General features: G+C 64.0%; 13 protein-coding genes. 4 read left to right on the top strand and 9 right to left on the bottom strand.

The features are described from left to right. Positions 1 to 47 precede the first annotated feature (47 nt). The 9 genes from IE92_RS18360 to IE92_RS0110715 all read right to left on the bottom strand — a co-directional run bounded on the left by IE92_RS18360 (position 48) and on the right by IE92_RS0110715 (position 7,282). Positions 48 to 437: a hypothetical protein gene (locus IE92_RS18360; RefSeq protein ID WP_030149618.1), complete on the bottom strand. Its 390-nt coding sequence runs from the start codon at positions 435 to 437 to the stop codon at positions 48 to 50. A gap of 446 nt (positions 438 to 883) precedes the next feature. Continuing rightward, positions 884 to 1,594 (bottom strand): hypothetical protein, encoded by a 711-nt coding sequence (locus IE92_RS0110750; protein WP_156027509.1) that lies wholly within the window; start codon positions 1,592 to 1,594, stop codon positions 884 to 886. 123 nt (positions 1,595 to 1,717) lie between these two features. Beyond that, the gene (locus IE92_RS0110745; protein ID WP_156027508.1) at positions 1,718 to 2,851 is read right to left on the bottom strand and encodes a hypothetical protein; all 1,134 of its coding nucleotides are present in this window, start codon (positions 2,849 to 2,851) and stop codon (positions 1,718 to 1,720) included. Then, on the bottom strand, positions 2,848 to 3,141 hold the full coding sequence (locus IE92_RS0110740) for a hypothetical protein (RefSeq protein ID WP_030148501.1): 294 nt from the start codon (positions 3,139 to 3,141) through the stop codon (positions 2,848 to 2,850). Before IE92_RS0110740 ends, IE92_RS0110745 begins: the two co-directional genes overlap by 4 nt. After that, positions 3,138 to 3,494 (bottom strand): SAV_915 family protein, encoded by a 357-nt coding sequence (locus IE92_RS0110735; RefSeq protein WP_245601258.1) that lies wholly within the window; start codon positions 3,492 to 3,494, stop codon positions 3,138 to 3,140. Before IE92_RS0110735 ends, IE92_RS0110740 begins: the two co-directional genes overlap by 4 nt. 287 nt (positions 3,495 to 3,781) lie before the next feature. Next, complete coding sequence (locus tag IE92_RS0110730) at positions 3,782 to 5,089, bottom strand: citrate synthase (protein ID WP_030148499.1); 1,308 nt, start codon at positions 5,087 to 5,089, stop codon at positions 3,782 to 3,784. 183 nt (positions 5,090 to 5,272) lie between these two features. Further along, on the bottom strand, positions 5,273 to 6,403 hold the full coding sequence (dapC, locus tag IE92_RS0110725; RefSeq protein WP_030148498.1) for a succinyldiaminopimelate transaminase: 1,131 nt from the start codon (positions 6,401 to 6,403) through the stop codon (positions 5,273 to 5,275). Positions 6,404 to 6,405: 2 nt separating this feature from the next. Then, positions 6,406 to 6,726, bottom strand: coding sequence for a ferredoxin (fdxA, locus tag IE92_RS0110720; RefSeq protein WP_030148497.1), 321 nt, complete (start codon positions 6,724 to 6,726; stop codon positions 6,406 to 6,408). A 40-nt stretch (positions 6,727 to 6,766) separates the two neighbouring features. Continuing rightward, on the bottom strand, positions 6,767 to 7,282 hold the full coding sequence (locus IE92_RS0110715) for a DUF6113 family protein (protein ID WP_156027507.1): 516 nt from the start codon (positions 7,280 to 7,282) through the stop codon (positions 6,767 to 6,769). Between the two features lie 201 nt (positions 7,283 to 7,483). On the opposite strand from IE92_RS0110715, the gene efeU reads away from it, so the two are divergent. From efeU to IE92_RS0110695, 4 genes are all read left to right on the top strand, one after another. Beyond that, the gene (gene efeU, locus IE92_RS0110710) at positions 7,484 to 8,353 is read left to right on the top strand and encodes an iron uptake transporter permease EfeU (protein WP_030148495.1); all 870 of its coding nucleotides are present in this window, start codon (positions 7,484 to 7,486) and stop codon (positions 8,351 to 8,353) included. Next, positions 8,350 to 9,546 carry an iron uptake system protein EfeO gene (gene efeO, locus IE92_RS0110705; RefSeq protein ID WP_030148494.1) on the top strand — a complete coding sequence of 399 codons (1,197 nt, stop codon included), beginning with the start codon at positions 8,350 to 8,352 and terminating at the stop codon, positions 9,544 to 9,546. The genes efeU and efeO overlap by 4 nt, the downstream gene beginning before the upstream one ends. Before the next feature lie 32 nt (positions 9,547 to 9,578). Continuing rightward, a complete protein-coding gene (efeB, locus tag IE92_RS0110700) occupies positions 9,579 to 10,868 on the top strand; it encodes an iron uptake transporter deferrochelatase/peroxidase subunit (RefSeq protein ID WP_051701776.1) in 1,290 nt (429 codons plus the stop codon). Positions 10,869 to 10,970: 102 nt separating this feature from the next. Further along, positions 10,971 to 11,870 carry an aminoglycoside phosphotransferase family protein gene (locus IE92_RS0110695; RefSeq protein ID WP_030148492.1) on the top strand — a complete coding sequence of 300 codons (900 nt, stop codon included), beginning with the start codon at positions 10,971 to 10,973 and terminating at the stop codon, positions 11,868 to 11,870. Positions 11,871 to 11,874: the final 4 nt, after the last annotated feature.

Here is an 11,874-nt window from a genome sequence, read left to right as displayed (position 1 = left end):
AACCCCTCCCCCCAAGAAATTCCGGTTTCACGGTCAAATTACAACGCTCACCTTTCCTCGTCGGGGAATGGATCGCTTCTGGTGCGTCGCCCACCCACCGCGGCCAATGCACGCATCGGATCGTTGAGCAGGTACCGCTGTTCAGCATGATCACGGAAATAGATGATGATTTCGGCGACCGTCACCGGATCCGAGGCCAACTGTGATTGTCCACGGTAGTACGTGGTTCCTTCGGCATCGCAAAGTGTCAGTACCCGGGCACGCTTTACTAGGCCTACTGAAACCTCCCGCAGGTCCTCCCACCGGATCACCATCACCTCGGCGCGCTGAGGCTCTCTCCAACGCAGCCCGACGGATGATATCTCCAGTCCACGAGGACCAGCACCCAGCAGACGCCGAAGCAGATAGATCAGCAGGCCACCGCCAGTTCCGATCATGATGATCCCTGGACGAAACCGCCTGAACGGTACTACGGTCCCCCCGGTCGAGTCTGAAAGATCGGTTCCATTCCGGGAGTCATCCAGCTCGCACAAAGCACCATGCCGTACCCGATCACCGCGACCAGGCTCAAAGAGAGGAGGATTCGCGGCACACGTTGCGGGGAGAACTCAAGTGTGCCCGTATCTCTCACCCGAACCGAGCCGGGGCGGATCCTCACTGCCGCGACCAATGGTCCTGCGCCGCTCAATAGCCCAACACAAAAGACCATCGCGTACGCAAGCTGGTAGCTTACATAACTCGTCATGAGCACCCCGGACAGCCCAAAACCGCAAACCATCAACATCCACACGAGGATCAGAACGACTCGTGGCCGTGTGCGTTGATACTCCTGACTCGGCGCTACGGCCGATCGGCCGAATGCACAACTGCGCTCCATGTTTGCCTATGGGTTCCGTGCGTCAATGATCGGCGAGGGCGAACGAGATTCTCGGATTTCGACAACCGCTCGAAGTGCGGTGATCGGATCAACCAGGAGTTCGCGCTGGGACGGATGTCGCCGAAAGTACTCGATGATTTCTGCCACCGTCTCCGGGTCCGAGCCAAACGACATCGGGTACAACGCATGATGCGATCCCGACATCTCCCCAAGCCACAGCTGCCGCGCGCCTCGTTCGGCCCCCAGAGTGACCGATTCTAGATCCTTCCACGAAACACGTTTTTTGCCCCAGCCCCCGGTCCACATCACGCCATCAGCATCGAGGGTGAGTCCATGAGCGACAAAGAGGCGAGGAACCTGGTTCGCCAAGAAAACAAGTCCACCAACGATCAGAATCACCCCACCGCCTCGGCGTCCGACCGGCCCCACCAGGGCCACGGTGCTGGACGAGACCCAGGTGTAAATCACGATTGCGCCAGCCAAAATCAAAAACAGTCCCGCACCAATCGAATACACCAGGATTATTTTCTGCGGGGTAAATCGCAGGGGCCTTCCTGAGGCCACCCTCAAAACTCCCCGGTGTGGTTGGGTAATCCAATAGAGCACCCAGACGAAGCTCAGTCCTATCCCCACCACGGTGCAGAAGATCATGGCACGTAAGTGCACATCACGAGCAGTCAGGACAAGCATGCAGAAGACCGCGAGCAGGAGAACCATACCGCTGATCCTGAGACCCAATCGCGGTTTCGTTTTGAGATACGCGTCAGTGGCGACGACCGTTTCATGCCGGGTCGTCACACGTAGTTTCATAGCGCGACCAATGGAACACCGCGACCATTGCTAACCGAACACATAACCAAAATCTCCACTATCGATCGCTTCCCTCACATCAAGCGGAACATTTCCTTCCCACGCAACCCTCGCCAAATGTCCCCCTGCGACTGCGACCCCAGAAACAATCACTGCAACTACCCATCCTGCAGGGCCCGAGATTAGTGCCCCCGCGGCCAGGCCTGAGGCAAGTCCCCCGGCAAACGCCGCTGCCTCCGAAGATATTGAGCCGCCTGCACCTACCACCGCAAACCCGACCACCACATCGATAGCTGGCCCGGCCAACGGGATGACTTTGGTACCCACGCGGATTTTTTGGAGTTCGGCGCGGAGCGCGCTGCTTCTAATCCCGAGGTCCTGCTTCGAGAGTCCCTTGATAGTGGCACGTCGAGCAGGGTTATTTGAGCGTGCACGGGCGTTGAAGGTTTTGTAGTTTTCCGTTGCGATTCGTGCTTCCTCCGCATAAATCGGTTCATAGGAACTCCACCGACGCTGGGTATCGTCGAGATAGAACCCTCGGACAAATTCGTTGCCGAGCTGAAGTTTCGCGTAGGCGTCGGCGAGGGGTTTGAACTCCTCCAAACGGGCAATGAACCCGCCCAAGTGCTCGGCAATCCACACGTCCAGATCCGAATGCCAGACCTCGACATCGGTCTCGATCTTTCGATACCTGGCTATCGCGATTTGATACATTTCGGACGTCATGGGGACCAGGCACTCGCCGTTTGGACCTACCTCCGTGTATGCCGGTGTTGGCGTACCTGCCGGGGCGATGAATTGTCTCGGGGCCAGGGGCGGTGCAATACTGTTGCCCGCCACAACCAAGTAGCTCTCGAGAGCGTCACTCGCCCAATCGGCAAACTTGTCACGTCCCCGTTCGAGTCGGCGTGCATATGCTCGAATTGCCGAGGCCGCATCGGCGACATAGTTATCAACCGGATCGATGCCCTGCGCGATCACCGCGGCCGCCTGCCGAAAGGCATCCCCGCCCTCGCCCTGCCAATAGTCCAGCGAGTCGATTGACATGTTCAGTAAGCCGTTATGGAGCGTATTAACGGCATTGTTGAGCCCGGGATCAAGCCAATCGGCCAGGGTATACAGCGCCGCGCTATCACCCGGGATCGTCAAATCAATACCCATCATTCGGTCCAGTCTGCGGCAAACCGGTTGAGCGAATCGACGATGTCTTCCTCGGTCCGCATCACGTCATCGAGTGCGGCAGTGGCTACGGCGGTGAGGCCCACCGCGGCGGCGGCACTCATCCGGGCGGCCTCGCTGATGAATTCAACGATTGAAGCGATCTCCTCGGTCGCAGCACCGGCGTCCCCTCCACCGGGAAGTTTATCCCGCGCATCCAGCACGTCCTCGGCGAGGATGCGCGGTTTTTTCAGTACCTCCCCCATGGATTCGCGGTCCGCCTGAATCATCGTCATCGTAGCTTCCCTTCTGCGCGCAGGTGAGCCCCGATAGCCGGGTCAAAACTCACCACATCAAAGGGAAAGGCCTCCTTGATTTCCCCCAGCCGATCCGTCTGAACCACGATCCACGGTTGTTCGGGACCGCACTGTGAGGCGAGGCGATCAAGTGCGGTGAACGCCAGAAGTGCCCGCTTACCGTCACCGTGTGGACGGACCTCCACAAACTGGCGACCCAGCTCATCGATGCGGATCGGGAGATACAGCATCGGCGGAATGATCGTGTCTCGTTGCACGGGCACGCCGTTGACTGCCTCGTAGGGCGATCTTCGCCCTCGAAGAAGCCCCTCACCGATTCGTTGTCCAGACATGGGGACAACGATAGGTGCCGAGCTCACACATGGCCATCCCCCTGTCACCAGCGTGTTGGCCTGTGTCGCATTGAATATGAAACACCGACGGCTCCCGCACGCAACAACGCCACCCTCAACAGAGGGTGGCGTTGTGGTGCGCGGGCTCGTTAGCGCTGCGGCAGATCCCGCTCCGGCTCGCCGATTGTCGGAGCAAGCACAGTACTGCTGCGGCCTCGTTAGCGCTGCGGCAGATCGCGCTCAGGCTCGCCGATTGTCGGAGCAAGCACAGTACTGCTGCGGCCTCGTTAGCGCTGCGGCAGGTCGCGCTCGGGCTCGCCGATGTACAACTGCTGCGGCCGCCCGATCTTGTTCTGCGGGTCGAGGTTCATCTCGCGCCAGTGGGCGATCCAACCGGGCAGACGGCCGATCGCGAAGAGCACGGTGAACATGCGGGTCGGGAAGCCCATGGCCTTGTAGATCACGCCAGTGTAGAAGTCGACGTTGGGGTACAGGCGACGCTCCTTGAAGTAGTCGTCCTCGAGGGCCAGCTGCTCCAGCTCCATGGCCAGATCCAGCATCGGATCCTTGACACCGAGGGCCTGGAGGACCTCGGTGGCGCTCTCCTTAACCAGCTTGGCGCGCGGGTCGTAGTTCTTGTAGACGCGGTGTCCGAAGCCCATGAGCTTGACGCCGTCTTCCTTGTTCTTGACCCGCTCGACGAAGCGCTTCACGCCCTCGCCGGAGTCCTGAATGCGTCCCAGCATCTCCAGCACGGCCTCGTTGGCCCCGCCGTGCAGCGGACCCGAGAGGGCGTTGATGCCCGCCGAGATCGAGGCGTACAGGTTGGCCCCGGTCGAACCGACCAGGCGCACGGTCGAGGTCGAGGCGTTCTGCTCGTGATCCGCGTGCAGGATCAGCAGGCGATCGAGCGCGGTGGAGAGCACCGGGTTGATCTCGTAGTCCTCGGCCATGTTGCCGAAGTTGAGCTTGAGGAAGTTGTCCACGAAGCTCAGCTTGTTATCCGGGTACAGGAATGCCTGCCCCAGCGACTTCTTGTGTGCGTAGGCGGCGATCACCGGAAGCTTGGCCAGCAGTCGGATCGTGGTCAGCTCGACGTGCTCGGGATCGTGCGGATCGGCACCGGACTCGTAGTAGGTCGACAGGGCCGAGAGGGCGCTGGAGATCACCGACATCGGGTGTGCGGTGTGCGGCAGGGCCGAGAAGAAACGCTTGAGGTCCTCATGCAGCAGGGTGTGACGGCGAATCCGCTCGTCAAACTCGCCCAGCTGGTCGGCGGTGGGCAGCTCGCCGTAGATCAGCAGCCACGCCACCTCAAGGTAGGTGGATCCGGCAGCCAGCTGCTCGATCGGGTAACCGCGGTAGCGCAGGATGCCCTCGTCACCATCGATATAGGTGATCTTCGACTTGGTTGCGGCGGTGTTCACAAAGCCGTAGTCCAGCGCGGTCAGCCCGGTCTGGCGAGTCAGCGATGACACATCCAGACTGCTCGCGCCCTGGGTTGCGCCCAGGATCGGGAATTCGGCGCTGCCGCCCGCAAAGGTGAGGGTAGCTTTCTGCCCGGCAAGATCGTTGTGCGCTCCGTTGTCGCCCACGGTGCCTCCTTGGTTGATTTTCGCTCGTGGCCACCTGCGCAGTCGTCTACGCTGGCGGCCCGGGGTACGGCACTCGGGGTAGAGGCCTCATTTGGGGAAGGTTCGCTCCCATCCTAATCGGGTATTGAGATGGAAATTACGCCATCTCAATGTTCGGCTGGGATTCCCCGTTATTTTTTCCGGCTACGCCGCCGGAGTTTGGTTCCCCTCGGTCAAACGTGCACGCAGCCGGGTTGCGGCGCGAGCAATGTCCGCATCACTCGCGGTCAGCGAGAGACGGACGTGCTGAGGGGAAAAATCTCCGTAGAAGTGTCCGGGCCCCGCCATGATACCGAGTTCGGCCAGGTGACCGAGTGATTCCAATGCTGGCTTACCCTCTGTTACCCAAAGGTAAAGACCCGCTTCACTTCCCTCGAGGGTGAATCCGGCGGCCTCGAATGCGGGCAGCAGCACCGCGCGGCGGGCGCGGTAGATGTCGCGCTGCGCGGCCACGTGCGCGTCGTCGCCGAGGGCCACGGTCATCGCGTGCTGAAGAGGCGCGGGCACGATCAGCCCGGCATGCTTGCGCACGGTCACCAGGCGCGCGATCAGGGCGCTGTCTCCGGCCACGATGCCCGCACGGTACCCGGCCAGGTTCGACTGCTTGGACAGCGAGTAGATGGCCAGGCGTCCGGTGCGGTCGCCGAGGCGGTCATCCAGGATGCTGGGGATAGGGGTGTTATCCCACGGCTCATCCCAGCCCAGCTCGGCGTAGCACTCGTCATTGACGATCACCGCGCCCAGTTCGCGGGCGCGTTCGGCACGTAGAGCCAGGTCCTCGATCGACCACACGCGACCGTCGGGGTTCCCGGGGCTGTTCAGCCAGATCAGACGGGTAGATTCGGGCCACTCGGCCGGATCGTCGGCGGCCACAAACTCGGCACCGGCGATGGCGGCGCCGATCGCATAGGTCGGGTAGGCCACGCGCGGTCCCACCACGGTGTCGCCCGCCCCGAGACCCAGCAGGAAGGGCAGCAGCGCCACCAGTTCCTTGGAGCCGATCGTGGGCAGTACCGCGTCGACACCGAGACCGCTGGCCCCGCGGCGACGGGCATACCAGTCACCGATCGCGACCCGGAGATCTTTGGTCCCGATCGTGGTCGGGTACGCGTGGGCGTCGGTGGACTCGGCGAGCGCCGCCCGAATCACATCCGGGGTCGGGTCCACCGGGGAACCGATCGAGAGGTCAATCATCCCCTCGGGGTGCGATTTCGCCGTCTCGATAAACGGTGCCAGCGTATCCCAGGGGTAGTCCGGGAGCGGCTGCAGCGCCACCGTTAGCCCGCCTGCGGGGGCAGGGCGGAGATCACCGGGTGATCAAAGTCCAGCACGCCCAGCTTGGCCGCGCCGCCCGGGGAACCAATCTCCGAGAAGAACTCGACGTTGGCCTTGTAGTAGTCGGCCCACTCATCCGGCAGGTCATCTTCGTAGTAGATGGCCTCAACCGGGCAGACCGGCTCACAGGCACCGCAGTCCACGCACTCGTCGGGGTGGATGTACAGCGACCGTTCGCCCTCGTAGATGCAGTCGACGGGGCATTCATCGATGCAGGCGCGGTCTTTAACATCCACACAGGGCAGGGCAATGACGTAGGTCACGGTGAAACGGTCCCTTCAGAACAAACGAATAGAAAAGGTTTTAGTCGCGGTGCTCGGCGTTACCGGGCACCCCGGGTTGCTCGGGGATCCGACGCACGGGAGCGGTGAAACGCGGCCAGGCGATCACGATCGTGGCGATCAGCACGGGACCCAGGGTCCACACGAGCGAGTAGAGCGACTGGTCGATCAGCACCGCACCGCCGGGGCCCGGCAGGGTAAACAGCGCGATCATGCCAACCAAGCCGATGCCGGTGGCGATCACGGCCCCGCGGCCGGGATAGAGCAGGCGCATGCCCATCATCAGGGCGAGCGAGGCCAGGAGGCCCAGCAGGAGTCCGTAGGGGATCTCCACGCCGGCGATACTCAGCGTATTGGGATGGGCAACCGTCCCGATCGCGCCCATCAGCGCCCCCAGCAGGAGTCCCAGCACCATACTCGGGATGCGTGAGGTCCTCGGCTCGGTTTCGGCCGGGCCCACGACGGAGGCGGGCGTCGTCACCACGGGTCCACTCGGAGTGCTCCGAGAGGGCTGGGGGAAATCGACAGGACTACTCACCCGGCTAGTCTACTCCGCCCTTCCCTGAGAGGCGCGCCGGGCGCCGATCTCGGACTCCGCTCTTCCGTGTCTATTTAGGGCATGCTAGCCTTCATTTCACGGCACCCGTTGACGCCACGAGCGACCGTAATTCCCACTCGTTCCGGCCCTCGGATCCGCGCCCCGGCGCGTTCGACCGCCCTTCGTGAATTGATTAACACGTTGTTTGCTAACTACCTCATCGGTCTGCGTGAGGGGCTTGAAGCCGCCCTCATCGTCGGCATTCTCATCGCCTACCTGGTCAAAATCGACCGTCGCGACCTCCTGGGCCGCGTCTGGTTTGGGGTGGGGATAGCGATTGTCCTCGCCCTGGGCGTGGGCGCGATCCTCACCTGGGGCCCCTATGGGCTGAGCTTCCAGGCCCAGGAAATCCTCGGCGGCGGACTGTCCATCGTGGCCGTCGGCTTCGTGACCTGGATGGTGTTCTGGATGGGCCGCACCGCCGCCGAGCTCGCCGGCAACCTGCGCTCGGGCATCGATAAGGCCGCCCAGGGCGCGGGCTGGGGCATCGTCCTACTCGCCTTCCTCAGCGTCGGCCGCGAGGGCATCGAAACCGCCCTGTTTGTCTGGTCCACCGTGGGACCCAGCACCGCTGCCACCTCGGGATCGGCCTGGGGCGCGTTCACCGGGGTGCTGCTGGGGATCCTGACAGCCGTGGTGATCGAGATCCTGATCTACCGCGGCCTGCTGCGCATCAACCTCTCGCGCTTTTTCACCTGGACCGGTTACGCCCTGATCGTGGTCGCCGCGGGGGTACTCGCCTATGGCATCGGCGACCTGCAGGAGGCCGGCGCGCTGCCCGGCTGGGGTGCCCCGCTCTATGACATCAGCGGCGTGATCCCGCCCACTGGCCCGCTCGGTTCGGTCCTCGGCGGCATCTTCGGGTTCACCCCGATCCCCACTCCCCTGCAGGTGATCGCCTGGATCCTCTACCTCGTCGTCACCCTGATTCTTTTCACCCGGCTGGTGCGTTCGAAGCGACGCCCGGCTCCCACCCCCGTTCCCACCACCCCGCTTGGAGAAACCGCATGAGCGTGTCCACCATCCGCCCCGCCCGCCTCGTCGGCCTGACCTCCGGAGCGGCCCTGCTGGTGCTCGCCCTGGCCGGTTGCGTGCCCAATAACCCGACCTCGGGCGAGGCGCTCACCGTGGAGATTACCGACACCACGTGTGTGGTTTCGGCCAATACCGCGCAGGCCGGAACGGTCAAGTTCTCCGCCAAGAACACCGGTTCCCAGGTCAACGAGTTCGAGATCCTGGCCGCCGATAAGCTGCGCATCGTGGGCGAGAAGGAGAACATCACCCCGGGTCAGAGCGTCGACTATGTCACCCACCTGGAGCCCGGCACCTACTACACCGAGTGCAAGACCGGCATGGTCGGCGAGGGCGTGGGCACCACCAAGTTCACCGTGACCGGCAAGTCCGCCAAGGTGGACGCCAGCAAGCAGCAGCAGATCGACACCGCCGTGACCAACTACATCGGGTACATCAAGGACCGCACCGCGGCCCTGGTCCCCGCGGTCAAGGAGTTCACCGAGGCCTACCGCAGCGGCGACGACGAGAAGGCGCGGGCGCTGTTTGGTCCGGCCCGCGTGAACTACGAGCGGATCGAGCCCACCGCCGAGGCCTTCGGCGACCTCGACCCCAAGATCGACATCCGCGAGGGTGACGCGAGCGAGGACGGCGTGCCCTTCATCGGCTTCCACCGGATCGAGAAGGACCTGTGGGCACCGGCGGGCTTCACCCCGAGCGACCCGGCCGGACGCGCCGAGCTCGCCGACGGGCTGGAGCAGAACATCCAGAAGCTCTACGACCTGGTCCACGAGCCCAAGTTCACCGTGAGCCTGGACGACATCTCCAACGGCGCCATCGGCCTACTCGATGAGGTGGCCACCTCGAAGATCACCGGCGAGGAGGACGAGTTCTCGCACACCGACCTGTATGACTTCCAGGCCAACGTCGAGGGCGCGGCGGTCGCCTACGGCAACGTGCGCGACATCGCCAAGGCCTCGGGGGCCGACGGTGCCAAGCTGGTCGAGTCGATCGACGCCAAGCTCGACGCGCTCAACAAGATGCTGGCAACCTACGGGTCGCTCGATACGGGCTTTGTGGCCTACAACACCCTGACCACCGATCAGGTCAAGGAGCTCTCCGACGCGATCAACGCGCTCTCCGAGCCGCTGTCCAAGCTCACCCACACGGTCCTCGGGGTTTCCTCGAAGTGACCGGCACCGAGCGCGAACCCGCCGACACATCCGTGACGGCATCCCCCACCGAGACTCCCTCGGAAATCGCTGCACCCACGTCCGAGGTCAGCCGGCGAGGCCTTCTGGGCCTCGCCGGGGCCGCCCTGGGCGGGCTCGCGCTCGGTGGTGCCGGCGGCGCGATCACCGCCACCGCGGTGGCCGCCGCCGACACCACCACGCAGTATCCGTTTTATGGCGAGCATCAGTCGGGCATCGTCACTCCCACCCAGGATCGGCTGCACTTCGCCGCCTATGACATCACCCCGGGAACCACCCGGGCCGATCTGATCGCGCTGCTGGAGGATTGGACGGCCGCCGCCGACCGGCTCACTCGCGGGCTCGACGTCTCCGAGACCGGCGCCGTGGGCGGGCCCGCCCTGGCCCCGCCCGATGACACCGGAGAAGCCCAGGGCCTGCCGGCGAGCGGGCTGACCCTGACCTTCGGCTTCGGACCCGGCGTCTTCACCGACGCCCACGGCAACGACCGCTTTGGCCTGGCCTCGCGGAGACCCGCCGAGCTGGTGGACCTCCCCACCTTCGCCGGCGACGCCCTGGAGGAGGCCTCCAGCGGCGGGGACCTGTGCATTCAGGCCTGCGCCAACGATCCGCAGGTCGCCGTGCACGCGATCCGCAATCTGTCCCGGATCGCGTTTGGGCGCGCCTCGATCCGCTGGTCCCAGCTGGGCTTTGGACGCACCTCCTCCACCTCGAAGGCGCAGGTCACCGAACGCAATCTGTTCGGATTCAAGGATGGCACCGCCAACATCACCGCCGAGGAGACCGATGTGGTCAATAAGGACGTCTGGGTCGGTGGCAACTCCTGGCTCACCGGCGGCAGCATCCTGGTTGCCCGTAAGATCCGGATGATCATCGAAACCTGGGACCGCACGAGCCTCGACGAGCAGGAGCACGTCATGGGCCGGGCCAAGGGCACCGGGGCACCGCTCTCCGGCGGCGATGAGTTCACCCCGGTCAGGTTCCATCATGCGGGCCCCGATGGGCGCAAGCTCGCGATGGACTCCCACGTGGCCCTGGCTCATCCCGACCACAACCACGGCGCACGCCTGCTGCGTCGCGGCTACAACTTTGTCGATGGCAACGACCAGCTGGGGCGGCTCAACGCGGGCCTGTTTTTCCTGGCGTTCCAGGCCGACCCGCGTACCGCGTTTATCCCGATCCAAAAGCAGCTCGGCCACTCAGATTTACTTAATGAGTACATTCGTCATGTTGGATCCGCGATTTTTGCGGTGCCACCGGGGGCGAAGCCCGGCGAGCACATCGGGGCGGGCATTTTTGGATAGGGCAAAACCCTGCGTCGATGAGGCGTGTTGCCCCTCACTGGCGTATTCTAAAAACTTCTGCCCTTTATTCCTACCCCGAAAAGGAACGCACGCGCACGCCTCATGACCCACCTTCCCGCCGCCGATATCCGCATCGACGAGGCCCTGGTCTCGGAGCTGCTGCGATCCGGCGCACCCGCACTGGCACACCATGCGCCGGTGGTTTCGGGCGAGGGGTTTGACGCGGTCATGTATCGGGTGGGACCGGCACACGCCGTCCGCCTGCCCCGGCGGGCACACGCGGCGGATCTGATCGAGATCGAACAGCGCTGGCTGCCCGTGCTGAGCGAGGGTGTGGCCACCCAGACGCCGGTGGCACTGCTCGCCGGCAAGGCCTGTGCGGAGTTCCCCCGGCCGTGGTCGATCGTGCCGTGGATCGAGGGCGAAACCGTGGCCTCGCTGCCGGTGGGTGAACGCGCCCAGGTAGCGGCCGATCTCGCCCGTTTTGTGGCCGATTTCCAGCGTGCGGCCCCGGCCAGCGCCCCCGCCAACGCCTATCGCGGGGTCCCGCTGCAAAACCGCGACCACGATGTGCGCCGCCACCTGATGGAGGATCACATCCCCCAGGCGCCCGAGCTGCTCGAAATCTGGGAGCAGGCGCTGCGGGCCCCGGTCTGGAACGGTCCGGCACTCTGGCTGCACGGCGACCTTCACCCCGGCAATCTGATCGCCCTGGACGGGGCACTGACCGGGGTCATCGACTTCGGCGACCTCACCGCCGGCGACCCCGCCACCGATGTGGCCACCGCCTGGTTGACCCTGAATAAGGAAGACCGCGCGGTCTTTTTTGAGACCTTTGAACCCAGCTACGACCTGGACGAACCGCTGCTCGAACGCGCCCAGGGATGGGCCCTGCTGATGGCCGTGGCGATCCTCTCCGCGGCCCCGGATAACGCGGATCTGGTGGGCATTGCCCGGCATACCCTGGACCAACTCCTGACCGAGGAACGTGGACTTTTCTAGCAGG

The organism is Mycetocola saprophilus, assembly GCF_000718085.1.
GTDB lineage: Bacteria > Actinomycetota > Actinomycetes > Actinomycetales > Microbacteriaceae > Mycetocola > Mycetocola saprophilus.
This window is presented reverse-complemented; position numbering and strand designations above follow the sequence as displayed.

Coding starts and splice junctions, on each gene's coding strand:
- efeO (WP_030148494.1), top strand. CDS start 8,350: ATGAGCGTGTCCACCATCCGCCCCGCCCGCCTCGTCGGCCTGACCTCC.
- IE92_RS0110695 (WP_030148492.1), top strand. CDS start 10,971: ATGACCCACCTTCCCGCCGCCGATATCCGCATCGACGAGGCCCTGGTC.
- IE92_RS0110750 (WP_156027509.1), bottom strand. CDS start 1,594: ATGGTTCTCCTGCTCGCGGTCTTCTGCATGCTTGTCCTGACTGCTCGT.
- IE92_RS0110740 (WP_030148501.1), bottom strand. CDS start 3,141: ATGACGATGATTCAGGCGGACCGCGAATCCATGGGGGAGGTACTGAAA.
- IE92_RS0110735 (WP_245601258.1), bottom strand. CDS start 3,494: ATGTCTGGACAACGAATCGGTGAGGGGCTTCTTCGAGGGCGAAGATCG.
- IE92_RS0110745 (WP_156027508.1), bottom strand. CDS start 2,851: ATGATGGGTATTGATTTGACGATCCCGGGTGATAGCGCGGCGCTGTAT.
- IE92_RS18360 (WP_030149618.1), bottom strand. CDS start 437: ATGATCGGAACTGGCGGTGGCCTGCTGATCTATCTGCTTCGGCGTCTG.